Source organism: Atlantibacter sp. MEI4A-1023 (assembly GCF_056155425.1).
On the sequence record NZ_CM149568.1, the window covers coordinates 3,597,620 to 3,621,479 of the forward strand.

General features: G+C 51.2%; 16 protein-coding genes and 2 pseudogenes. All 18 read right to left on the minus strand.

All coding sequences use genetic code 11. From position 1 onward, the window contains the following. Positions 1 to 19 precede the first annotated feature (19 nt). On the minus strand, positions 20 to 1,231 hold the full coding sequence (locus ACVV26_RS17110; protein WP_474798422.1) for a hypothetical protein: 1,212 nt from the start codon (positions 1,229 to 1,231) through the stop codon (positions 20 to 22). Next, on the minus strand, positions 1,231 to 1,497 hold the full coding sequence (locus tag ACVV26_RS17115; RefSeq protein ID WP_134897314.1) for a PAAR domain-containing protein: 267 nt from the start codon (positions 1,495 to 1,497) through the stop codon (positions 1,231 to 1,233). Before ACVV26_RS17115 ends, ACVV26_RS17110 begins: the two co-directional genes overlap by 1 nt. Further along, positions 1,494 to 2,537 (minus strand): hypothetical protein, encoded by a 1,044-nt coding sequence (locus ACVV26_RS17120; protein WP_474798423.1) that lies wholly within the window; start codon positions 2,535 to 2,537, stop codon positions 1,494 to 1,496. The genes ACVV26_RS17115 and ACVV26_RS17120 overlap by 4 nt, the downstream gene beginning before the upstream one ends. Then, positions 2,530 to 3,582, minus strand: coding sequence for a DUF6708 domain-containing protein (locus ACVV26_RS17125; protein WP_474798424.1), 1,053 nt, complete (start codon positions 3,580 to 3,582; stop codon positions 2,530 to 2,532). Before ACVV26_RS17125 ends, ACVV26_RS17120 begins: the two co-directional genes overlap by 8 nt. Continuing rightward, a complete protein-coding gene (locus ACVV26_RS17130) occupies positions 3,579 to 6,158 on the minus strand; it encodes a T6SS effector BTH_I2691 family protein (protein WP_474798425.1) in 2,580 nt (859 codons plus the stop codon). The genes ACVV26_RS17125 and ACVV26_RS17130 overlap by 4 nt, the downstream gene beginning before the upstream one ends. Then, entirely contained in the window at positions 6,155 to 7,027 is an 873-nt protein-coding gene (locus ACVV26_RS17135; protein ID WP_474798426.1) for a DUF4123 domain-containing protein, read from the minus strand. The genes ACVV26_RS17130 and ACVV26_RS17135 overlap by 4 nt, the downstream gene beginning before the upstream one ends. Positions 7,028 to 7,036: 9 nt before the next feature. Then, the gene (locus tag ACVV26_RS17140; protein ID WP_474798428.1) at positions 7,037 to 9,409 is read right to left on the minus strand and encodes a type VI secretion system Vgr family protein; all 2,373 of its coding nucleotides are present in this window, start codon (positions 9,407 to 9,409) and stop codon (positions 7,037 to 7,039) included. 141 nt (positions 9,410 to 9,550) lie between these two features. Further along, a complete protein-coding gene (locus ACVV26_RS17145) occupies positions 9,551 to 12,925 on the minus strand; it encodes an ImcF-related family protein (protein WP_474798430.1) in 3,375 nt (1,124 codons plus the stop codon). A 6-nt stretch (positions 12,926 to 12,931) separates the two neighbouring features. After that, positions 12,932 to 14,362 (minus strand): hypothetical protein, encoded by a 1,431-nt coding sequence (locus ACVV26_RS17150; RefSeq protein ID WP_474798431.1) that lies wholly within the window; start codon positions 14,360 to 14,362, stop codon positions 12,932 to 12,934. Continuing rightward, a complete protein-coding gene (locus tag ACVV26_RS17155) occupies positions 14,362 to 14,622 on the minus strand; it encodes a PAAR domain-containing protein (RefSeq protein ID WP_474798432.1) in 261 nt (86 codons plus the stop codon). Before ACVV26_RS17155 ends, ACVV26_RS17150 begins: the two co-directional genes overlap by 1 nt. A 12-nt stretch (positions 14,623 to 14,634) precedes the next feature. Continuing rightward, positions 14,635 to 16,569 (minus strand): T6SS effector phospholipase Tle3 domain-containing protein, encoded by a 1,935-nt coding sequence (locus ACVV26_RS17160; protein WP_474798433.1) that lies wholly within the window; start codon positions 16,567 to 16,569, stop codon positions 14,635 to 14,637. Further along, a complete protein-coding gene (locus ACVV26_RS17165) occupies positions 16,562 to 17,503 on the minus strand; it encodes a T6SS immunity protein Tli3 family protein (RefSeq protein WP_474798434.1) in 942 nt (313 codons plus the stop codon). The genes ACVV26_RS17160 and ACVV26_RS17165 overlap by 8 nt, the downstream gene beginning before the upstream one ends. Then, positions 17,496 to 17,999, minus strand: coding sequence for a hypothetical protein (locus ACVV26_RS17170; RefSeq protein ID WP_474798435.1), 504 nt, complete (start codon positions 17,997 to 17,999; stop codon positions 17,496 to 17,498). The genes ACVV26_RS17165 and ACVV26_RS17170 overlap by 8 nt, the downstream gene beginning before the upstream one ends. Beyond that, positions 18,000 to 18,338 (minus strand): T6SS immunity protein Tli3 family protein, encoded by a 339-nt coding sequence (locus ACVV26_RS17175; RefSeq protein ID WP_474798436.1) that lies wholly within the window; start codon positions 18,336 to 18,338, stop codon positions 18,000 to 18,002. A 2-nt stretch (positions 18,339 to 18,340) separates the two neighbouring features. Then, positions 18,341 to 19,486, minus strand: a pseudogene (locus tag ACVV26_RS17180) (DUF2345 domain-containing protein); the annotation flags it as partial. 621 nt (positions 19,487 to 20,107) lie between these two features. Beyond that, a pseudogene (locus ACVV26_RS17185) lies at positions 20,108 to 20,728 on the minus strand (hydroxyethylthiazole kinase); the annotation flags it as partial. 356 nt (positions 20,729 to 21,084) lie between these two features. Then, positions 21,085 to 23,064, minus strand: a complete 1,980-nt coding sequence (locus tag ACVV26_RS17190; RefSeq protein ID WP_474798437.1) for a T6SS effector phospholipase Tle3 domain-containing protein — start codon at positions 23,062 to 23,064, stop codon at positions 21,085 to 21,087. Positions 23,065 to 23,066: 2 nt separating this feature from the next. Further along, entirely contained in the window at positions 23,067 to 23,858 is a 792-nt protein-coding gene (locus tag ACVV26_RS17195) for a T6SS immunity protein Tli3 family protein (protein ID WP_474798438.1), read from the minus strand. Positions 23,859 to 23,860: the final 2 nt, after the last annotated feature.

Below are 23,860 nucleotides of genomic sequence, written 5' to 3' on the forward strand. Positions count from 1 at the left end.
ACAGTAAAAAGAGATGAAATTAGGCAGGCTCAGCCGGGGAACGGATCACCATGAACCTCGGAGAACAATTTTCTCCGCCAACACTCATAAGCAACTGTGGAGATGATGTGGCGATAAGATTTTCGGCTGCCACGGCCATCGCCAGCCAGGGAGATGCATATCCGGTCTGCCCGGTACGCAAATCAATATCGCAGGGTTGCCCCGCTCCCGGAAAACGAATACCTGCATCAGAAAACAGTCCATCGGCTTTATTTTCAGTTCCTGTACCCGTCAGCCATATCTGGCGAACCGCATCTGGTGTAGTCATTCCCCACAACAGCGCCTGCTGCAACGCATATGTTATGCCCAGCTCAGAATGGGTCAGTTCCGGACGGTGAATGGATACCACGGCTTCCTCCATCAGGCCGTCGTCCCGTTGCAGTAACAGCGCAACGGCGGCCTCCCCCGTTCCGTCAGCATCCTCTTCCACCAGATTCACAGCCAGTACCAGCAGAGTCTGCATCAGCCCTGGTTCGTCCAGCCAGCGATCCAGAATGTCCGGCCCGGTTCCTTCAATAAATGAAAGACGAAACGATAATCCTGTTATCTCTCTGATAATCTGTTCTAACATCTGCTGTTGTTCCGGGGTCACCGAATCTTCCGGGCCCGTCAATAATGCGATCGCAAGGGAGCTTTGCGGGGGCAAACCGCGAAGAGCAGACTGCACCCGGTTGTCTGACAACAGCGCCTGAAGCCGGACTTTCAACCTGTCCATCCACGCCAGCGAAGCGTCGCCAAACCGTGCCTGATGAATCACATTCTGCCCGGTGGCATCGGCGACCGGAGGTAAGGAGATCCCATCAGGTATCAGCAACTGCCCGGATAATGTTCCGGAGGCAACCACATGCGGTAGCTGCGCGGCCTGAGCCAGCATAACCAGGCTACGTTGCCCGCGCCGGATCTCCTGAGCAAGATCCCTTTCACGCGTATCGTTCCAGCCGTCATTACCGAATACCGGGGTCAGGAAAATCGCGCTTCGGACAATGACAAGAGCCAGCCAGGTAACGATCGCCCCTCCTGGAAAACAGATCCAGAACAGCGGAATATGGGTGGAAACTCCGGCAGGCCACAGCCAGGCGGTTGTTAGACCGTTTCCAGCCAGCAGCGCCAGCAAAAACACCAGCCAGCGCCTGGCCGAGGGCGCCGTGCGGTTTTCAGCCCGCGCAGGTATGCAGGTAAGATCGACTGGCATTATTTACTCGTCGTGGCATTGCCGAGGGAGGAGATAAGCGTACAGCCGCAGGTACATTTATAGCCGTGAAAGGCAACCTGCCTGCCATTATCCCTGAAGGTCGGATGGCCTTCTGCAATAAAAGAAGGACTGTGTCCCTCCAGTGGGCAACTCACCGGGTCGTCCTTATGCGCCACACCGATACCATCGAATTTCATGGTCTCAGAACCCACAGTGACATAACCCCCGCTGGAAAGTTTGTCGTTTTTGCGGATGATGCCTTTCATTTCATGATCTCAACACTGTTGATTATTTTATTTGCAAAAAAGTCATGTTCTTCAGAATCTCCTCTTGCAGAGATCACTTGTATCCACATAACCCCCGAATCCGTTAACGCAATAACAGAAGTAAGCCTCGCATCATCTCCGTTTATTTTCATATTTCCCTTAACCATAACCATATCTTTATTGTTAATATCAACATGTTCTCTGCTGCTTATTTTTATTTCTCCCAATTTTTCTTGCATTGCAGACAGCATCAAACTGGTTTCAACATCCAAATCAGTCATTGATTCAGACAGTGATATTCCGGAGGGGATAAAACCAATATTAATGATATGATTACGAAATACAGCATCGTTGCTTTTATAAACTCTAAAGACCTTCCCTGTTTGAAGTTCATAAGCAAGATCTTTCTTCCAGCTATCAGCTTCATAATTAAATGGTAGTTCTACCGAGAAATCACCCTTCGTGACGTCAATTTTTGCTATTCGCCACGATAATTTAGATAAGTTAGTTGTTGGTATCTGGGGGTAACTGTCCAGATAAAATTTACCTCCCAGGAAACACAGCAATACGATTACAGCAATACAAACCAAAAACCACTTTTGTGACATACCACCATTATTATTACCAGAGTTCACATCACCTGTCAGAGCAATATAAAATTTATCTATAATATCTTTTTTGACACAAAGAAATTTTTGCTCTGAGGATACAATCATTAAAGAACATCCAATACCATGTAAAACCCCCAACAATGAAGCGCCATCGAATTTATGAAATTTTTTACCTCCTTCATTTATTGCATTAGCTAACATCTCCGGTGGTTCTTCTGCTCTATCCGCTGGATATACAAATAGCAACGATTTCAGATCATCTTCAGTTGCTTCCGTAAGCACAAAACCTAACGTTCCATCATGCTCTTCACATTCAATCCAGAATTCCATAAGTGTAAATTCCGTAAGGAAATCATTAATTGCCTTTTCTTTATCATTGACAGAAGACAGTTCTATTTTTTCCCATAGTCCAATTATATCATTATCCATTTTTTCCCTCATAGCGCGCTGCCAGCTTTGTCTTTATCCGTTCATTTGCCGCCGTTTGTCGGGCATGGCGTATTTCATACTCTTCCCGTTTTTCATTGGCCAGCACGTAGCGCCACAGGTGTTCCGGGTTGTTTGCCGCACTAACATTTACCGGATCGTCCGGATCGGGCTGACATGCGTCCAGCACCTCCTGCGACCACTGCGGAATTTTGCTGGATTGCATGGCGACATAACGAGCTATGCTGGCTAATAGACCAAGAGGAAACATTATCGGCAGGAATATCCACTCCAGACGGGAATCTATTTTCAGCAGATATTGCAGACCAAAAATATATCCCTCTTTTCTGTTCTCCACGGGGGGACAGAGAGTCACAATACCCGCCAGTTCCTCCATGCAATCTTCCTCCATATAGCAGCGAATAAACTCCCAGTATTCATTGAGCAGTTTTTTGCCACCCATCGCAGAAATCGCCAAACTGAAGGTGTTAATCACCGTCTCGCCATCATCAGCCAAGATATGTCCATCAATACCCCATTCCGACATCACCCCCCTCGACATTGCAGAGGTAAAAAACACCTGACTCCAGGGAACAGTAAGTATCTGCCCATTCACCTGATAAACATAGACCATCTGGTTTCTGCGATTAAAACGGATCGGATAATATGTCTTTCTGAACCACTCTTTTTTTAGAAGCTTCACTACAGCAACAGCAAAAAATGCTATAACTACTGTCGTAATTGATTTAATCATTATTGAATTTAGATCACCATTATCAATGGAATTAATAAGTGACCAAATGCCAATTGCAACCCCACAAGACAGAACAAAAAAAACGGGGAAAAGCATTGATGTTGCAATTCCAACACCAGAATAATATTTACACACTGTTTCCATATATGTTGAATTTATTCTGACGACGGAGTGTTCGTCTATAACAAACTTCACTCTTCGCCATTTCCCCTGACGGAACTGACTATCCCGCTCCTTTTCTGTTAAAGGTCGGTTCAGCTTATAAGGCGTATATAATCCGGTATAGTTCATCATGCCGAAGCACCTTCTTGCTGCATCAGTTTATTAAATGCATCCATTTCAATTTTACTCGTCGGCATTATTGCAGGTATATCCTTGTCTTCAGGCGGAGTTTTCCTCCACAGGGTCGCTGCCAGCCATTTCTGAATTTCATCCTTCTCTTTTGAAGCAAGATATATTGCCGAACCAAAGACCAGCACCAGGCAAATAATTATTCCAAGAGGGCCTAATGCCAGCCACCCCATGGCTGATACCCAAAGGAACCCACCACCGACGGCAGATGCTAAATATGCAACTCCTACACTATAATTTTCTTTAAAAAACATTTCATCAATGCCGTTCACTGTATCCCACAATACAGCCACAACTCCAGCGGCGGCACCAACCCATTTAAACACCTTTAAAGTTTGGGTTATAAACCGCTCCATACTCGCCCCGTATCTCAGCCTCACCACCCCACGAAGCCGTATCGTCCTGAACTCCCGCCAGACCGTGTCCACCGCCTCCGCAGAAGCGCCTACTGCTGAAACAATATTGGCCGTAAATTTACTGCCACTCTCAAAGTTTTTTGGCAAACCGCCGCCAACGACCGAATTCCATTGCAGCACCACAGAAAGCACACCGCCTGCTAATGGTACGGCAGTGGCCGCATCGCCCGCCAGTCGGTTTGTTGATATCCCTTTTACGACAGACATCTTGTTTCGCCAGTATTTCGGAAACACCGATTCATTAATTTCTTCTGCTGAATGGATCGTTTTCGCCAGCGCTTTCTCCCTTCCTACGGCTGGCAAAGATTTCAGTTGTTTCGCTTCATCAATATCAATCATGACAATGAACCGACTCTCCTGCTTACCGTTCATTTCCGCTCCGGAAATCTTCATCCGCCGCATTTCTATATCGATATAGTGCCGCAGGCGATCCTTTGAGACCCTGTCGTCCACATCCGTTAACTCAGCGAGTTGTTCCAGCACCGCACTGACAAAATGTTTCCTCTTTCCCGTCAGTTGTACGGTTTTTAAAGCATGACCGCTGCATGACGCCAGTGCAACCAGTGCGGGCATCAGCGCCCCCTCCACCGACTTACGTGCAACCGCCAGCAGTACGCTGCTCACAGAACTGAGATACGTTTCCATAGCCAGATTTATGCCAGCGTTCAGCCCTTTGGTAATATCCTTAAAGCCGTCCGCCAGCTTATCCCAAGGCAAATCATCGTAACGACCACCTGAAACCGAACTGTTTATCTGTTGCATCCACGAGGTATTATTCATTACCGTGGCCCGTAGCAGGATATTACGGGCCGTTACCGACGGCAGGCTCATTTGCTCACAGAAGTAATCTGATGCCCCTTTCTTGTCGGTCATCCCGGCAATACAATCCGTCACTGCCTGAACGAACAGACCTCCACTTGCCACATCTTCCGGATCAAAGTTGTGATCGAGATAGTCCAGCAATTCGCCACTTTTCATCCAGTTCAGATACATTTCTGTCATTGGGACGATGATGCGGGAATCATACGCAAGCAGCGCATCATCGTATTTTTTCAGGAATGCCTTTTCCTGCTCCCGGTCGATATATTTTTCATATGCGGCCCAGCGTTCACCGACCTGAGTTTCCATCACGCTGTTATTCAGTTCATGCAGATCATCCGCCCGTTCCGGTTGTGCCGGGATTATTATGCCCCCTGTCGTCTCCCAGCCATACCGGGTCCGGCTTTCCATCCGCTCGTCCTGCGCGAGCAAATCGCGGGCAAACTGGGTGCACATCGCATCCTTCAGGCCCGACAGGGCCGAAGATAACGCCAGCCCCCGTTTGTAATCAGGGTTGTTGCTGAAATTTGTCTCCAGCCGGTAATTCGACAGCGCACTCAATTCCTGCGCCACCGCCACCGGGTCTGGCAACATAATCATCCCTCCCTTCTCTGGCGACAGCGCATCCGCTGCCAGAAACAGATTCGTGCCATCCAGCGCTTTTGCCTTTTTCCAGTACACCGGCGACCACAGACGAATATCACTGCCGTCCGCACCTTGACTGTATTCCGCAACAGTTTCCGTCAGTGCCGAAATGGGGACCACATTCTCCTCTTTACCACTATTCAGCCAGCCATTCAGATCAAAACGCTGCATATACCGGGCCTGGTATCCCGCATCTTCGTGCTGTTTACGCACCGCATCCGTCCATTCCACCTCGCTCCACGCAAACCAGAACATGCCATTCTGGTAAGGCGGCGGCATCACCAGCAGCGTTATCAGCGAAGCGCGCGCCAGTTCTGCGGGTTCCGTAATGCAGGGCTTTGTTTTGCCATTCACCACTGTCGGCGGCACATTTCCGCTTTCCGGCAATGGATAATAAAAACCTTCCTGCGTCACATAGTAATTTATCCAGCTTCCGGCCATTTCATTCCAGATATACAGAAATCCTTCACGGAGTAACCGGGTGGTATAAGCTGTTTCACCCTGCGCCGTCACCGGCGGTGGTGTGAATGTCGCGGGGAAATCCGGTGCGCGGTCATCCAGTCCTTTAATACCCGGACGTACCGGCAACAACGCCAGCCCCTGACGGGTACAAAAATTACAACCCTGTTTCTGACTCATGTGAAATATCCTTTATGCTCTTTTCTGGTGACACTGTGGCTTACTGCCAGCCATTGCTCATCATTCCAGCTACGGGTCACCTGGTAATAAACGCCGGGCGTTTTGCCATCTTTTTTCACCAGAGACTGAATCATTTCCGATTCATAAAAACGCGGACCATTTTTTATGCCGTGCAGAACAAACGCCTGCAAATCTCGTGGATGGCTGAGCCAGTTTTTTCCCGTCTCCGCCAGGTGGAGAACCTGCTGACTCAGTCGCTCACGCTGCAATAAATCCACCTCATCCGGCATAGTGGCAAGTACATCGTTTATCAGTCCGACATGCTGCAACTGATTAAAAAGGCGATGCGGTTCAGGCAATTCCCTCTCCGGTGCGTTATCTTTCTCAAACGAAAGTGTTTGCCATCGTCCGTTCAGCCAGTATGTCCAGTCCGGAATGTCACGAATGTGCAACATATCTGCCAGGCTACGGGCATCCATCATCCAGCACAGGTGAAACAGTACCCGTGGGTCAAACCAGCGCAGCATATGCCGCTTTCGCTGTTCATCACTGATAAATAACATATTTATCAGATGGCTTTTCATCACAGACTCAGACTGATGACTGGTTAACAGCAGACAACCCGGCGGGCGTCCGCTGTTTTTTGCCGACAATCGAAACTGCTCCTCCAGCCATCTCCAGTCAGCCACCGACAGGGTATTCAGTGACAACAACCAGGGGTAAAGGTGTGCCTGCGGGGCAGTTAACGGTGTGACCAGTTCCGTCAGCGGCAGCGTATCGGGTAATGCTCCGGCGCTCAGGCGATCAATCACCAGATACTGGTGTGCAGACAGCGACAACGGCTCTGGCCGGTAATAACGGGTAATCATGTCTCCTCCTCAACTCAGCGGCACTGTTGCCGCCCCCTGCTCCGAGGCATCCGCAGCCGTATTTTCACAGGCCGTAAACCCTGGCATTGTGGCGCTGAGCGTGGCCGGTCCGGCATAATCAAAGTTTGCGCTCTTCACCTTGAAATCCCCGCTACAGCCGTTCTCAATTTTGTCCGGCGAGATCGTCACGTAAGAGCCGCCACACTGAAGGGTGATTTTCTTCTGGGCGGAGATGATGATTTCATCCTGTGTGCTGGTGATGGAGATCCCCTTCATCGCCGTTATTTCCATCGCATCGGTCTGCGCCTGAAGGGTCACTTTTCCGGCTGCGGCCACCAGTTTCATCCCCAGCTCATGTGCGAAAGCCACCAGGCCACGCTTTGCCGCCAGTACCATCCGTTGTAATGAAGAAACTTCTGTGTTTCCGGCTGCCGTCAGTATCTGACTGCCATTAGCGCTGAGCTGAATATGCTGCGGCGTGGACAACGCGATACCGCCCGGCGCACCAGCGACAATTGCTGGTGTTTGCAGAGAATCTATATTCTGCTGAAGAAAATTCTGCTGCGTACTGTTGTCCAGCGGCTCAAGCTGGGCCGCCTGCATAACACCGGATAATGACTCCGCCAGAGCAAGCGCATCAGAGAGTTGCTGCTTAATCTCATCCATACTCAGTTGTTGACCGACAGCATTGGGCTGTGCTTGTGCCGTCAGGAGGATACCCTTGCCACCACGGACAGAGACCCAGTCATCCGTGCGTAGTTCTGCCCCCTCCCCGCGCGGCTGCCTTTCACCGTCCACCAGGTGCCCCAGGTTCAGCTGGCTCTTGCCCCCGTACTCCGTGCTGACCTTGATGTGCTCCCGGCCACGGCTGTCGTCCAGGCGGATTTTGTTGTTCGCAGGCGTCCGCAGCACGTTGCGTTTATAGTTGCGGATGGTGACGTGGTCGCCGTGCGCCGAGTCGTGCAGCACGCCCGCTATATACGGCCGGTCCGGGTTGCCGTCCTCAAAGCCAATCCCCACCTCGGTGCCCGCCAGCAGCGGCAGGTGCAGGCCGTACGTGTCCCCGGCGTACGGGCGCGACTGGCGCACCCACAGGCTCTCAAAGCCGGTTTCCCAGGCATCCCGGTCAAACAGCATCCTGACGCGGTAGCGCCCGTCTTTGTCGATATGCCCGTAGGCGTCGTTTTCCGTGGTGCTGGTCACCCGCGCCGGCAGCGTGCCGGCCATCACCGGACGCTTACCCGGCTCCGGGCGGAAGCCGGTATCCGCGCTGTCCGGGATACCGCTGAAACGCACCTCAAAATCCCGGTCGCGGCGGGCAGAGCTGCGCATCGCCGTGATAAGCACACCCCGGGCAAACGCCTCCGCCACTTCATACCCGCCGGTGACTTTCAGCACCTGGCCGGGAGAGAGCACCGGGCAGCTGGTCACGGCGGCGGTCTGCGTCCGGCCGTTCAGGTAACGCTCATGGCGAATGCGGGCATAAAACGCCCCGGACTCCGGCGCCGGGTGGCGGTCATACGCGCTGCCCGGCGTCAGGTAGTTGTCGGCATAATGGTAGGCTTCCCCGTAGGTGGTCGCATCCCCGCGGGTCACGTCGGCCTGCGCGTTCATGTCCCCGGTGGCCTGGCGGTAGTTGTAGTCCCGGGTGCTGACCTGCTTCTGCACCACGTGATGGTGGCTCTCCATTCCCCACACCGCGTCCGCGCCCTGCGCGTGCTGCCCGGACGGCGGCACCGACGGCAGCGCCAGACCTTTTTCATACCCCTGCTGACCGTCGTAAAATTCCACCACGTCGATGTTCAGGCGCGTGTCGGTGGTAAAGCGGAACCAGATACCCACCTCACCCAGCAGGCGGGTAATAAAGTGCAGGTCGTCCTCGCCGTACTGCATCACCTGCTCGCGGCGCGGGTAGTCGTTACCCAGCGAGAACAGGAAGTCCTGGCCGCGCAGGGCGTGGCGTTCACGCAGGATTTTTTCCACAATCTGCGGCACCGACATGTCCTGGTAAACCGCGTTCTGGTGCGCGCGGTCCAGCAGCGCCAGGCGCGGCTGCAGCGTCACGGCGTAATGCGTTTCATCCCTCGAGGTGGCCAGCCGCTCAAACCCCGTGACCACACCCTGTATCACCCGCACCGGCTGCTGCGCCCTAATCCCGGCGCCCTGGTCCACCGGGGCCTGCAGCGTCAGGGACGCCGCCTTCATCAGCATCCTCTCCCTGCTGATGGCATGCTCCGGACTGGTGAATTCCACCCGGTAGCGGAAGGGCCTGCTCAGGGCTTCATCACCCTCAAACGCCAGCACGTCGGTATCGCAGGCGCAGCCCTTTACCGCCAGCAGATGATGGGTATGACTGAATCTTGTCGGGGGATGACTGCTCATGTGTTCACTCCCTGTGTACGGTTAATTAACAGGTGAAAGGCAGCTTTCCCACTCAGCGCTGCGCGAGTGGGCCTGGAGCCTGGATTAGTACGGTATTTTCATCTGCTCCACAGTCGTGGAGCATGCTTTGTAATGGCGTCATTATTCCATTCCATCCGTGGCTGAATTATCCGTACTGGTCAGCACCTGCGTCGTTGCAGAAGCACCCACACTGAATATCTGCTCCGGCAGGCTGAAGTTGCGTAGCGCCAGCAGGGCCAGCGGACCACTGCCCAGCTCCGTGCGCAGCAGCCACTGGAGCTGACGGTTGTCCGGTGCGGTCACGGTCAGCCGGTACAGTCCGTCGCCCACCTTCTGGCGCTTCATCTGCTCCAGCATCCGCAGGGTTCCCCAGGGGCCGCTGTCGTTTGCAAATAACCGGGTGCCTGCCGCCGTTGAGGTCCAGGTCAGCATCGCGCCGGGTTTATTAATCACGCCCGGCCAGCGGAAGCTCTGCCAGTCGGCAAGCTGGTTGAAATAATGCAGCGTCTGTCCGTCGAGAGTCAGTTGCGTCTCGACAATCTCCGGCATCGCCACTCCCTGCATTTCAAAGCTGATGCCCTGACTGCCGTCAGTAAACAAAATATCGGACAACTCACTCAACTGATTAACCGCCTTCAGAAACGCCGGAGTGAATGCCAGCCCCTGACTGTGAGTACTGTCCGCCACCCAGGTGCTGCCCTCGCGGTGGAGTACGCCACCAAGCTGGCTGGTCAGGAAGCGGTCGATACGCCCGCTGTCGCGACGAATGAACGCCGCCAGCATGGGTAATGAGGCATCATTTTTACCTGCTGCAAAGGGATAACGCCCGTCAAAGGCCGAATGCCAGTTAGCGACAACCGAGCGCTGCCAGTCCTCGTTGAGGCTGGCCGCAGAAGGCTCCAGCACTGTCTCCCAGGCCTGCGTCAGCGGCTGAACAAACATTGTCTGTCCGAATCCGCTCCACTCTTCACCAAGACTCGCCGCCACCAGGCTGCCGTATTCCCGGGTGTCGGTCAGGTCCACGCTTTTGCCCTGGAACACCGTCTGCGCCAGCTGTTGCATCATCGCCTGTGGGTCGGGAGCGCCCGCCACCTGCTGGAGACGCAGGCGCACGCGGGTGATACGGGTCAGATACGTCTGTAAACTGAGCGAACTGTCCGCCGCCATCACGTTCTGCGCGCTGTTTTTACCCATCAGGGCCAGCAGGGGGCCGAAGGTGCCGTCCAGCGGGCTGACCGGCCCGGTGGCCAGCTGATCAATCACCGGTTTATCGTCCCTGCCCAGCAGATTTTTCGCGGATTTTACCAGCGAGTCGGCTATCGCCTCTTTCTGCTGCCCGGTCTGCCCCTGGTATGCCAGCGTATTCATCAGGGCAATCAGCGGCGACTGACGCACGTCCCCTGCCAGAGTCAGCTGGTCGGTGACGTCAGCGATATTGTTCACCGGATTAAGCCGGATACTGTTGAGAAAGCCCAGCCATGCCCCGGCGAAATCGGTAAAGTAGCGCTCCGTCAGCCGCTGCTTAAGCGCCTCCGGTGAAACATCCGTTGACACAGTTTTCCGGTTATCGCTCAGCACCCAGTCGATTTCATCGCGCCGCGAGGCCACGGCTTTATCCATCGCGTCCTGAATACTGCCCTCCCATGCCTGGCGGGTGAACATGCCCGGCACCGACTCCTGCGTGCTGAACAGACGGCTGGCGTCGGTCTGTGGCGTCATCTCCTCAAGGGTCATGTCAGCATAGTTTCGGCGCACCTGAGTGAGCATGTTTTCGTACAGGGTGCTTTCAGCGTTGCGCTGGCCGATTTGTTCGAGCAGCACCTGACGCACCTGGGACACCAGCGCGGTTTCCGGTGTGATTTTCCAGGCTGGCTGCGACGGCAGGTTATGCATGTAAAAACCCCATAAATCCGGCGCAATACTCTGCCACAGTGCCGTGGACATCCCTGATCGGGAGGGCCCGGTTGTTTTCATCACCTGAGCGTAAAACGTCGGGTCAGCTTTGTCCGGCCGCACCATCATCAGGTACGCCTTCAACTGGTCGTAACCCGCTTTTGCAAGCGTTGTCCGTTGCGGACTACGCGGCGGCAAATTTGCCAGCACGCTAAGCTTTTGCGTCAGTACCTGCACTGCCGCATCACGTATCAGGCGGTTATTCGCCTGCGTGTACCAGGGCATCAGTGCGGCAGCAAGCTGCGCATTATGGTCGAGACCGAAACGCTGGTACCAGGGCGCACCGCGTTCACCCTGAATCTGTAAACGTCCGATATCGTTACGCAGTAACTGTAACGCCATCAGTTGTTCATCACTGACGGCATGCTGGTTCACCAGTTGCTGCGCCCGCTCCGCGGCACTCACCATATGCTGGCGGTTGACCATAAAGGAGAGCAGGCTGCCGGTGCCCCACAGGGCAATCAGCGTCAGCAGGGTGACGCCGAGGGTACGCTGCCACGCCATCCCCACCCGCACGCCGCGCGTGCGCATACAGTCTGCCGTCACCCCCTGCCAGATTGCCGGGGCGGGCCAGCGATGGGAATGAAGGTCACCATCCGTTTTCCTGTCCGCCGTCAGCGACGGGCTGAACATCAGGCCGCGCAGCGGAACACGTTTCAGGCGCTCCGTCAGCCACGGTGTCAGAAGCGTGCTCCAGCGGGCAATGCCCTGTTTCTCAAGGAAGCGCCCGAAACGCAGCAGATAATCATGGGCCGGGTCAGCGCACATCTGCTGCATCCCCTGTTCACGCAGCGACGGCAGAATGGCGCGAAGCTGGCGTTCGACCACCTCCGGCGTGGCCCGTGCCGGAAACAGCGCGCCCACGGTCTGGGTGATGCGGGTATCCTGCGACCACAGGGTGTCGCATACCTGCCACAGATACACCGGCGGCTGCCAGTGCAGCGCCTCCCCGACCTGCTCCAGGGTGCGAAGAGAGTTATCCAGCGCGCCGGCTGTCGCCTGTATCTCATCAAGCGCCAGCACGATGCCGTCCAGAGGACGACTGCGGCGCAGCTTACGCAGGGCGCTCAGGCGTTCGGTGTCCACCGCAGATGACAGGCTGCCGCCGTAAATCAGTACCGTGTGGTTGCCCTCCAGCCACTGTTTCTCTGCAAGACCGGGGACGATGGCGGCAATATGTTTGTCCTCTCCGCAAACCAGTAGCAGACGGACTGTACTGCGCCAGAAGAGGCCGTAACGGCGGGAGAGATATTTTTTTAGCGAAGAAATGGAGGCATTTCGTTCCTGTGTATCCGCCATCTTACCTGTCTGATGACTGCCCTGGGGCGTCACCGGCGTGTCGTTTTTCTCGGAAGGAATAAGGAAAAATATCAGCACACTCAGCACACTGGTCAGAAAAACCACACCCAATAACGAAATCCAGGATGAACGATTATCAGCACCTTCAGTAAGAAGAGATGTCTGAGCCAGAATAAACAACAGCGTCGACAAAACAACAAGGACACAGAGACCTGCCCCCAGTATGTATAAAAACCTTTTCATGTGGGATTATTCCTTTCGGGCGAGTCCGGCAGCCTGAATAAAGCGGGGGCGTTGCAGATAAGTGAGCGCGCGGCGCAGAAGGAAAACGGCTCCGGGTAGTGAGGTTGCCAGCGACAGCAGCACACTGAGCACGCCGCACCATGAAAACATCCAGTCCGGAGATAAACGGGCTACGGCACCAAAAACCGCTACATTAATCAATACCGCAAGGCTGAGTGACCCTGCCGGATAAGGCAGTGGAGAGAGCTTAATATCTTCATCACGGATAACCGGCAAGCTGTTGCCGACGACCATTGCACTGGCCTGTTTGTCATCCGCCTGTAGCAGCCAGTGGCTCCCCGGACCGTAATTGACCATCTCTGTTGCCGCAGCTGCCATCAGCCATCCGGCCAGAGACCCGTAGTCTGCACTGATTTTCGCAAAATCGACGATGCCGCCGGCTGCGATATCAGCATGCAGGGGCAACGGCAGTTCATTCACCACTCGCCCCAGCGCCTGTGCAGATGACGCAGATAACCCACTGTGCCAGACCAGATGTTTTATCCCGGCAGGCTGCTGCGCCATATCGCGTAATTCAGCCAGCTCACGGGGCAACGCCCCGGTATTCAGCGGCATGGCACGAAATACCCGCACGGCATCACGCCGTTCTGACGTTTTCAGCATGGCTTCTGGCAACAGCAGCAACGTACAGGCGACTTCAGGCAAGTCTTCCTCCGGCTGGCGGTAATGTAATGCCAGCACCAGCAGCGGCCCATTTACCGTATTGAGAGTGTGATTCCAGTCGCTGGCAGGAAATGCTTCAATAACCCGGAGATCGAGCATTCGGGGCAATGCTTCTGCCTTCCACAACCGGGCGAAACTCGTTAGCTCTTGTTCTTTTTCTGGTGCTGATGTCTGTAAAAATACAGTTAACGAGCCGGATAGGTTGTATTGCAATAAAGCAGGTTTAATCTGCCCGAATAGTTGCCTACAAAGCTGCTCAAAACGCAGTATACCGGGTATCAGTGGCGCCTCATGAGGTAATACCCGAGAAGAAAGTTCATCATCATTTTCTGACGCAACGCCTGCCAGCCGGGAAATAAGTTGTTCGTCAGCCATCAGTAAAGCATGGCAGGCTATACAGCGATGCTGATATGCCTGATGCCGCCACGCCAGATGCATATTCCGCCGCCAGTTATTCCAGTTACGGACGCGGAACGTCTGAATTTCCCACCATAACAAATAAAAAGTTATGGCGATCATTATCCCTGCCAGGGTATATCCGGTCAGGGGGAGCCAGTAGCCGCTGGCAAGCGTTGGTAAACCGCCAGAGGGAGAATGCAGCACTATCCGAACCAGTGCGATAAATACACCGGCGAAAGTAAGCGACAGGCATACCCAAGGCGACCAGGGCTGAGCATCCGGCTTCGCGGAAACCTCCGGTAATGACCAACTCATCAGTCTATCTCCACATCCGGTAAGCTGGCATAAACCACCGAACCACAGGCGCTTTTACAGCCATGCACGACAATTCCCTTACCGTTTTCCTCATAGCCCATATCGCACTCCACTATCGGGTTAGTGCCGTGCTCCGGGCAGGATACGGTGTCATTCAGCAAAGCCGCATTTTTACCTTCGATCTCAAAGGTGGAAGAAACTGAAACCACCCTGCCACCGTGGGATGTGGCATCGTTAAGCACTACTACACGTTCAGGCATATCCATTTCCTGTTAATGACGGCCATACAAGGCTTCCATTTTCTTCATTTCGGCCTTTTCTTCCGGCCCGATGCCGCCGGCGCTCCCGGCATCCACTTCGGCGGGCTTGCTGTATGGCGGATGCCTGCCGGTGTGAAAATACGCGTCTGAATACTGCCAGTCGGCCATCCGGCGCAGCTGTTCGAGGAAACTTTTATCGTTTGAGCTTTCGCAGATGCCTACCGGCAGGTCATAGGCCACAACTCGACTCATAAATAGCTTGTTTGAAGGAAGAGAGCTGTGATCGCTGGGCTGGGAGACAAACATCCGTAGCCGCGCATCCTTTTCCGCGCGGGTTTCCCGGTGGCGATTCTGACGCTCATCCTTTGAGTTCTGCGGATACCAATTCATAGTTCCCTTGTCCGTCACCCACTGCTCCGGGTACAAGGAGGCATACCAGCGGAAGGTATCGTCATGCCAGGTTTTGTTTCCCTTTTCATCGGCAGAATATTGCCCCCAGCCGTAGCCCTCCTCGCCGGTATTTTTCTCGTTCTCTTTCTGTAATCCCACGCGAGTGGCATCAAAACCAATTAAATCTTTGGCCGTAATCGGTTTGGGGACTTTTTCACCATTGATATACAGCGTCTGCTCAGGCGGCGGCGCATCGTAAACACCAAACTGTCCACCATCATCCCAGAACGACGATCCTGCCGGCGGCAGACGGCCAAAGGGCATGTCCTGCCGTGGCGTATCCCCACAGGGCGTTTCTCGGGCCATCATTCGCTGGAATAAGTGCCCCTGATAAGCGATCAGTAACGGGTTGGTTCCCCCGGCTTCATCATTGGGCAACCCCTGCCAGCCGATACTGAGCAGCGCGCTCATCCCCATCACCCGGTCATGGGCATTGCAGTAAACCCAGGTCCGACCGTGATTATCCCGCTCGGCAATACCGTTATCGGCCATACCGGTGGGTTTCCAGCTCCGGCCATCAGCATCCACCCCAGCCACCAGGCGGTTGTAGTCAGCTTCTGAGAGATGCCCGGCCTGCTTCGCCACCTTTTCAACAATGGTGCCAAAGGTCTTATGCCGCGCTTTCGTGGAAATACACTCCGCAAAAGGATACGAAAACCGATCCATGGTTTTGTGTTCCATGGCATAGGGCGAGTTCATCACAAACAGGGCATCCGGCGCTTTATCCGCCAGCAGCGTCGCGGCCATCGCAATCATCGTGCCCTGGCTGTGCGAAACCAGCGTCACCGTATCTTTCGGGTAAGTGTTGCGGATAGTATTCAACAAATCCGCCAGCCGCCGGGCGGCATGGGCGTAATAGTGGCGGGCGGGCGCACTGGCCAGCAGGCGATCCAGCTCGGTGTTGACAAACTGAACGCTGAACGGAATTGGCGTCTGTTTCAGCCATTTGCTGAAGCCCTGGTCGCTCCACAACGACACCAGTTGGTTGCAGCCATTCTGGAACGGGCCGCCGCCCCAGTACCAGGGACCACGGGCTGCGATTTGCGCATCGGGTAGCTTCTGGTATTTTTTCAGGTCGTGGTAATCATCGCCCGCCAGGTTACGCAGCGGGATCTGGTAATTGTCTTCAGTACCCGGCTCTGCACTATATCCCCAGTAAAAGCGAATTACCGGAGAACGACTGGCATCAGAGTCAGCGATTTCCCGAAGTTGTGTTTTACCTGTCTGATAAGTATTTTTTTTGAGCTGCATATCAGTAGGCAAATTTAAACGGTCATTCAGACCGTTGCAGAGATTTGCTTCTGCTAAATCATACCATTCACCTTCAGAGTTAACCCCATGAACAAAAATAATTAGCCCTGGAAGTTGAACTGGATGATAACAGGCGGAGCGTATTTTGATATTTTTATGCGAACACATCCCCCGCCAGCTCGGTTTACCATTATCATCCATACTCATCGGCGCATCACGTAAGGGTTCTGGTTGTGTATTACTCATGATGAGGGATTCCTGTGGCATCTGCAGCGTAAACCTGTTGAGGTGTGACACTGACATTAGTAGGTCTGATTGACATATTGCAGGTAAAACGTATAGCGCCAGAAGGGGTATTTATTTGCGGCCAGTCTTTATCTTCAACTTCATCATAATCGCTTAAGGCTCCATTATATGATTCTACTGATGTTGACCGTAAATTATATGCATTTCCCACGATATGCAGTTTTCGTGGATTTCCTGGTGTTGACCACAAATCATATGCATATCTGTCAATAGTTTTCGATGCAACATAAATATTTTCATCTGTAATTAATAACGTTATATCAAAACCAGGGTCTGTAGCATCGCTCAGTTCTATTTTCCCAATTCGGCCATCAATTTTATACACAACAAAAACACCACTATGTGTATCTCTGTCACTCATCAATGGACGTCGATATATATATGCCAGAAATTTATCCGATGCCGCATAAATAAACTTACCTCTCCACGATATCATCTGATTCGCTTTCAATATTGAATTACTATCTGAACCACCATTAACATACTGTTTAATATTCTTATTCGCATCATGGTAATAAACAATGCCACCATGTTCGCAATCTTTATAATTCTCCAGCGTGAAATACCGGTGGTCATCAATACGATAAATAACCTGCGGTGGTACGTCAAAAACGTAATATTTAAAATCGTTGCCGACACCTTTTGCTGCCATCGCCCCCGATGCAGCACCAAACGCGGCACCGGATGTGACAACACAACCGGAAAGCGAGAAACAAGACAGCAACAGTCCGCATAACCCTGCAGCCCATTTTACATGGCTGGCAGAACAAATTTTAATATTCTTATGAGAACACTTACCCCGCCAACTCGGTTTACCATGATCACCCATATTTAAGGGTGCATCGCGTAACTGCTCTGACTGTGAATTATTCATGCCTGGGTATCCCTGTGGCATTCTCAGAATAAACCTGTTCAGGTGTGACACTGACATTAGTAGGTCTGATTGACATATTGCAGGTAAAACGTATAGCGCCAGAAGGGGTATTTATTTGCGGCCAGTCTTTATCTTCAACTTCATCATAATCGCTTAAGGCTCCATTATATGAGTTCACTGATGTTGACCGTAAATTATATGCATTTCCCACGATATGCAGTTTTCGTGGACTTCCTGGTGTTGACCACAAATCATATGCATATCTATCAATAACTTTCGACGTAACATAAATATTTTCATCTGTGATTAATAACGTTATATCAAAACCAGGATTTGTATCGCCACCCAGTTCTATCTTTCCATGTCGTCCATCAGTTTCATACACAACATAAACACCACTATGTGTATCTCTGTCACTCATTAGTGGACGTCGATATATATATGCCAGAACTTTATCGGATGCTGCATAAATGAACTGTCCTTTCCATGACATCATCTAGTTTGCTTTCAATATTGAATTACTGTCTGAACCACCATTAACATACTGTTTAATATTTTTATTCGTATCATGGTAATAAACAATGCCACCATGTTCGCAATCTTTATAATTCTCCAGCGTGAAATACCGGTGGTCATCAATACGATAAATAACCTGCGGTGGTACGTCAAAAACGTAATATTTAAAATCGTTGCCGACACCTTTTGCTGCCATCGCCCCCGATGCAGCACCAAACGCGGCACCGGATGTGACAACACAACCGGAAAGCGAAAAGCACGACAGTACCAACCCTGTAATTCCCGTCAACCACAAGGCCACTCCTTTGATATTGCACATTCCTAATCCCCTTTGATCAGTTCAAAAATAACATCGTCCAGAGTATTTCCCTGAACCAACGGCGTTTTCCCCTGATTATCCGTTACACCTTCCTGTACAGAACCGTCCGGCAGTGTGAGGCGAAATCGTTGATTGGCAATAGGTTCTCCGCTCACAGGATGAAGTAATGCAAAACTTTCATCAAAACTTCCCGGTTCAAACGACTTCATCACCCCCTGCATACTGCCTGCGCCTGCCTTTTTAATACCGGCATTCTTTATCAGCAGTTTGCCCGGGCCACCCATCTCCACGTTTCCGCCCCTGATTCTGATATAGCCGCCCCCGCAGACCAGCGTCAGCTCATCCTGTGCCGTTATCACCACCTTTTTACCGCCCGAAATATGCGTGTCCTGCGTGGACCAGCTGGTGAAATTTCCGCCCTGCGCCTGAATATCAATATCGCCCTGCGATGCAAACCATTTCGCCCCCTGCCCGCTCCAGAGACTGAGCTGTCTGCCTGCCGCCAGCGTGAAATCCTTCTGTGCTCCCACATCCAGTTGCTTACCGGCAACCAGCGTCAGGTTCTCCTGCGCTGACAGCAGCATGTCGTCACCGCTTGCCAGCGCCACGCCCTGCGGAGCCGTGCCCAGCAGTACGTCCTTCTTAAGCTGCGCTATCTTCTGTTCCAGCAGCGTCTGCTGGCGACCGACATCCGCGGCCAGTGCCAGCGCCTGCCGGGCACTGGCCGCCAGCGACTGCATTTCCACCAGCGCTGCGGAAAGCCGCGACAGCGCCGGCTCCATCGCCAGCTGTTGCCCCTGCGCCCCGGCCTGGCCGTCGGCGCTGATAAATATCCCCTTCCCGGCGCGGATGGCCCCGTAACTGTCGGTTCGCAGCTCAAACCCCTCGCCGCGCGGCTGCCTTTCACCGTCCACCAGGTGCCCCAGGTTCAGCTGGCTTTTACCCCCGTACTCCGTGCTGACCTTGATGTGCTCCCGGCCACGGCTGTCGTCCAGGCGGATTTTGTTGTTCGCAGGCGTCCGCAGCACGTTGCGTTTATAGTTGCGGATGGTGACGTGGTCGCCGTGCGCCGAGTCGTGCAGCACGCCCGCTATATACGGCCGGTCCGGGTTGCCGTCCTCAAAGCCAATCCCCACCTCGGTGCCCGCGCATGGCGTGGCGCTCACGCAGGATTCTTTCCACAATCTGCGGCACCGACATGTCCAGGTAAATCGCGCTCTGGTGCAATTTACATTAGACCAAATATTCCACATTCTATTATTTAACCTCAAATAAAAGGTATACTTTCTTATAATCCTTAAATAAACATGAATCATCCCTATCAGTAAAAATGAATTTTATCTTTTTTGGTAAACTTATCTCTGCCTGAAAAGACTATTCAGTATGATACCCAGCGTCCTTTTTAGATTTACAAGAAACAATTGCACTCATACCGGTAAATTTCGACGCAACATTTACATTTGACAATACAGGAACACCATCAGTCAAAGCCACCCATTCCCCGCCATTATTCGTTGTAAAATAATAACTTTCTTCGTCTGATGATAATCTATATATTTTAAGAAAATCAAATGCGTTTACATATTCATTTCTGATGTGTAGGCAATAATTATTTTTTTAAGACACCAACTAACAAAAATTCTGACAACAGCCTATTTGACATGGATTAATTTACAACCTTCGCTGTAATTCGATGCTGCAAATAAATAAAAAAACATTATAATAATTTTCATTTAATTATTACCAACAATAGAGCGCGCACCTTATATTTATTGAAATCTGCGATTAAAAGATGGATCATCCCCTCTATTTATCACCATGCTAACAACTCTTGAACTATCGCGAGCAACCCCACAATCAGCTCTTCGTAAAACTCCATTTTCTGCAACGAATTGCCCTTCAGAACCAATGTATTTTACGGATTTTTTGATTTATTCTGAGGATTATCAATTGCAGGAAGCCTTAATAGAATTGGAGTTAGCCACCAATTATTATCATAACCCATTTGACTTAACTATTCTCTATAAGTCCAATACCCGGTATAACTCGCTAAATCAGTTAACTGTTTAAACCCTCTCCCACGAAATTTCATTCCATCTCCAACATGAGATAAATTATGATCAATACTTGACCTCTGTGGCAAAGTTAAGACAGGTCTATTTCTGTTACCCTTCCAATCACTACAGCCCAACGGTTATTCCTCGAATCTCTTAAATCGCTTTAAGTAACATTCCCTAAATCATTTCCATTACGCTCATAATTATGAAAATAAACATTATTTCCATCGGGTCTGCATAGTAACCATTAGTTTCATCTGCAAATGATGCATGCTCAGGATATTGAATAAATGAAACAGCCCTCTCAATCATAATATTTAAGCTTTGCGACTCAGTTTTGACCTTCAATATTAAACGTGGACGACACAGAAATAACCTTTCCGCTATGAGATGTGGCATCGTTATGAACGACAACACGCTTAATTATATGTATTTCCTGTAACTAACTGTTCTCGTAACATGTTTTCATATCATGAATTCTTTTTTCACAGTCACAAATAAAAACCCATGAAGCCATAAAACAATAGCCACTAACCGTAAACACTCTTCAAATCAAAGTTATTAATTTGTATATCAGGCAATAAAATGCCACACATAATGGCATGCAGTTAATAAACGCTTAAGTCAGAAAATACGCATGTAATTAATTCTATTGCTGATAAAAACAGCAATTGCTTTCGATGATAATTTTATTTGTTTCTGGTGCATCGGGCTGTTTCTTCGGTCTTTCTCTCCACCGCATCTTCTGCCACATCCTGCCGGATTGCCGGGGGTATAGCCGGCTTATTCAGTTTGCCTGTGAAATAATAATCATCACTTTCCAGCCAGTCTGCCTGCCTGCGCAACTCTGCCAGGCCTGCCCGATCCCACGAATGCCAGCAGTACCCTACCGGTAGATCATAGGCCACAACCTGACTCATAAAATGTTCATTCATTGGCAGGGTACTGTGATCGGTCGGGCGCTGAACATAGGTCCTTACATCTTCCAACATTTCAGCTCTCGACTGTTTTTCATATTTTATCCGGTCTTCTTTCGAGCCTGGCCCCGGCTGATACCAGAAGGAATTTTTTTTAGGCACCATCTTCTGGTCAAAATAGCCGTAGAGGGAAATGTAATAACGGTAGTCCGTGTCAACGGCTTTTTTAGTCGTCGGGTTAATCTGCCCGTAGCCGTATCCTATTGAGCCGGTTTGCTTTTCAATACTGGCATAATCTTGGTCAAAATTTTTCAGTTCCTCAGAAGTCAGCGGTTCTGGTACCCGCGGCGCATTAATCTTCAGCGTTTGTCCTTTATCTGGTTCCGGCCAGGTCATCTTCTGAAGCAGCGTTGTCGTACTGTCCCAGAATGGCTTACCATCCCCCAGGTTACTGAAATGGGTTTGTGTATCCGGTGCATTTCCACACGGTGTATTGCGCCCCAGCATACGGACATACAGAGTGTCGCCTGCCAGCTTAAATAAAGAATGGGATTCACAATAATTACTTTCTTTTGTATTGGGTAACCCCTGCCAGCCAATACTGCGCAGCGGAGCCGAGCCCATCACCCGGTCATGCGGATTACAGTAAATCCACGTGGTACCGTGGTTATCGCGCTCCGGCAGACCAGCGTGAGTTTTCCCTTCCGGTGTCCAGCTTTCGCCATCGCTGCTGACGCCTGCCAGCAGGTGATCGCAGCCCTGCTGCGCCAGGCGGGTTTTGTTTTCCGCCACCTTTTTAACGATATCGGCAAACGTAGTCTCCCGGGCTTCCCTGCTGATGATCTCTTTCACCGGATAGGAAATATAGGTGGTGGGTTCGTTATCCAGCGCATAAGGTGAATTCATGACGAACAGCGCATCCGGTGCCTCAATGGCTGCTGCCGCCAGCGCAACCATTGTCCCCTGGCTGTGCGACAGCACCGTGACGGTATCTTCAGGATGTTTACTGCGGATGGTTTTTATCAGGTCCGCCAGACGCCCGGCGGCGTGCGCATAATAGTGGCGCGGCGGCGCCGCGGTCAGCAGGCGATCACGTTCACCATTCATCAGTTGTGTGCTGAACGGCATCGGCATACCAAGCACATTCGGCCAGTTGTTAAATCCCTGCTCGCTCCACAGGCTGACCAACTGATTACAGCCGTTCTGGAACGGCCCACCGCCCCAGTACCATGGGCCTTTCGCTTTGCGCTCTTCGGGAGAGAGGTCATAGTAGTTATCACTTTTCTTGTTTTTTAACGGAATGGCGTATTTATCGGTCTCATTATCGGCAGCACGGTAACCCCAATAGAAGCGGATAACCGGGGAGCGGCCCTCTTCTTTCATTTTACGAGAGGGAGGCATCCATTTTTTTTTATCATCACCTCCGTAACATGCCGCCCATTCTGGGCTATTTTTATCACAAGGCTCAAAAAAACCACTTTTATATTTATTCTCAATAAGAGAGTGCTTATCCTTGAGGCCCAGTCGCTGGTTCAGTCCCGAACAAAGTGCCTTTTCAGCATGACTATACCACTCCCCTTCAGAATTAACTCCATGAACAAATATAATTAAACCTGGTAACTGCAATGGCGGCTGAACCTCAGCATTGACCTTTATATTTTTATGCGAGGTTATTGAATAGGCAAAGGGCGTACCGTTATCGGTAAGTTGCGTTTCAACCTTTCTAGTTGGTGAAGCATTTTTATCTGTCATTATTATCTACCTCTTGACGACTGCACGGATGGCTCCAACGTCCGATCGCACTGCATTTTCACCACACCATTTTTAGGATAAAATTTTGAAAGGTCTATCTGGTAAAATCCGCCAACCGGAACCTCTTCTGCGGGCCGGAACAAATCATATTCATGATCTGACTCAACCACACCAGAAAAACTGTTTTTATCAAAATTCCATCTATCTACAACTGGGTAAATCCGGTTGATACCTCTATACTCAATCAAATAAAACCCGCCATTCGTAACTAGCATATCATAATCCTTTGTATCGCCTGTAGGATCTTGGGTATAGCCACCATATGCAATACCATCCAATATATTTCCACTATCAGTAGTGACCAGAACGGCATTCATACAACCTTTATCTGACCCCATACAAGCTGCATGATTTGTATCGATTGTTGCTGGAAATGCCAGATAATCATTACGCGTGGACAACCAGAATAAACGGCCTTTAAACAGATACCCTGAACCTTCCAGTACTTTGACATGAATATCTTTTTCTTTATTATTATAAAACGTTTGCCCATTCTCACAACGAGTATAATTTTCTAATGTAAAATAACGATTATTATCTATCCGGTAGATCACCTGAGGCGGACCATATACCGGTGGCGGCGCATTTTTGTCTTTTTCTTTCATTACCGTTTCATGCAGGCTCCCTGCCCCCAGACCGAATGCGGCCCCTTCAGTAACGCAACCGCTTAATGAAAGCAGAAAACAGCTCAACAGTAACAGGCTCAAAAGCAATGCGGTTAATTTATTTATCATAT

What these genes read in the sequence shown, in the direction of transcription:
- ACVV26_RS17110 (WP_474798422.1), bottom strand. Translation starts at nt 1,231, where the DNA reads ATGCCAGTCGATCTTACCTGCATACCTGCGCGGGCTGAAAACCGCACG.
- ACVV26_RS17115 (WP_134897314.1), bottom strand. Translation starts at nt 1,497, where the DNA reads ATGAAAGGCATCATCCGCAAAAACGACAAACTTTCCAGCGGGGGTTAT.
- ACVV26_RS17120 (WP_474798423.1), bottom strand. Translation starts at nt 2,537, where the DNA reads ATGGATAATGATATAATTGGACTATGGGAAAAAATAGAACTGTCTTCT.
- ACVV26_RS17125 (WP_474798424.1), bottom strand. Translation starts at nt 3,582, where the DNA reads ATGATGAACTATACCGGATTATATACGCCTTATAAGCTGAACCGACCT.
- ACVV26_RS17130 (WP_474798425.1), bottom strand. Translation starts at nt 6,158, where the DNA reads ATGAGTCAGAAACAGGGTTGTAATTTTTGTACCCGTCAGGGGCTGGCG.
- ACVV26_RS17135 (WP_474798426.1), bottom strand. Translation starts at nt 7,027, where the DNA reads ATGATTACCCGTTATTACCGGCCAGAGCCGTTGTCGCTGTCTGCACAC.
- ACVV26_RS17140 (WP_474798428.1), bottom strand. Translation starts at nt 9,409, where the DNA reads ATGAGCAGTCATCCCCCGACAAGATTCAGTCATACCCATCATCTGCTG.
- ACVV26_RS17145 (WP_474798430.1), bottom strand. Translation starts at nt 12,925, where the DNA reads ATGAAAAGGTTTTTATACATACTGGGGGCAGGTCTCTGTGTCCTTGTT.
- ACVV26_RS17150 (WP_474798431.1), bottom strand. Translation starts at nt 14,362, where the DNA reads ATGAGTTGGTCATTACCGGAGGTTTCCGCGAAGCCGGATGCTCAGCCC.
- ACVV26_RS17155 (WP_474798432.1), bottom strand. Translation starts at nt 14,622, where the DNA reads ATGCCTGAACGTGTAGTAGTGCTTAACGATGCCACATCCCACGGTGGC.
- ACVV26_RS17160 (WP_474798433.1), bottom strand. Translation starts at nt 16,569, where the DNA reads ATGAGTAATACACAACCAGAACCCTTACGTGATGCGCCGATGAGTATG.
- ACVV26_RS17165 (WP_474798434.1), bottom strand. Translation starts at nt 17,503, where the DNA reads ATGAATAATTCACAGTCAGAGCAGTTACGCGATGCACCCTTAAATATG.
- ACVV26_RS17170 (WP_474798435.1), bottom strand. Translation starts at nt 17,999, where the DNA reads ATGATGTCATGGAAAGGACAGTTCATTTATGCAGCATCCGATAAAGTT.
- ACVV26_RS17175 (WP_474798436.1), bottom strand. Translation starts at nt 18,338, where the DNA reads ATGTGCAATATCAAAGGAGTGGCCTTGTGGTTGACGGGAATTACAGGG.
- ACVV26_RS17190 (WP_474798437.1), bottom strand. Translation starts at nt 23,064, where the DNA reads ATGACAGATAAAAATGCTTCACCAACTAGAAAGGTTGAAACGCAACTT.
- ACVV26_RS17195 (WP_474798438.1), bottom strand. Translation starts at nt 23,858, where the DNA reads ATGATAAATAAATTAACCGCATTGCTTTTGAGCCTGTTACTGTTGAGC.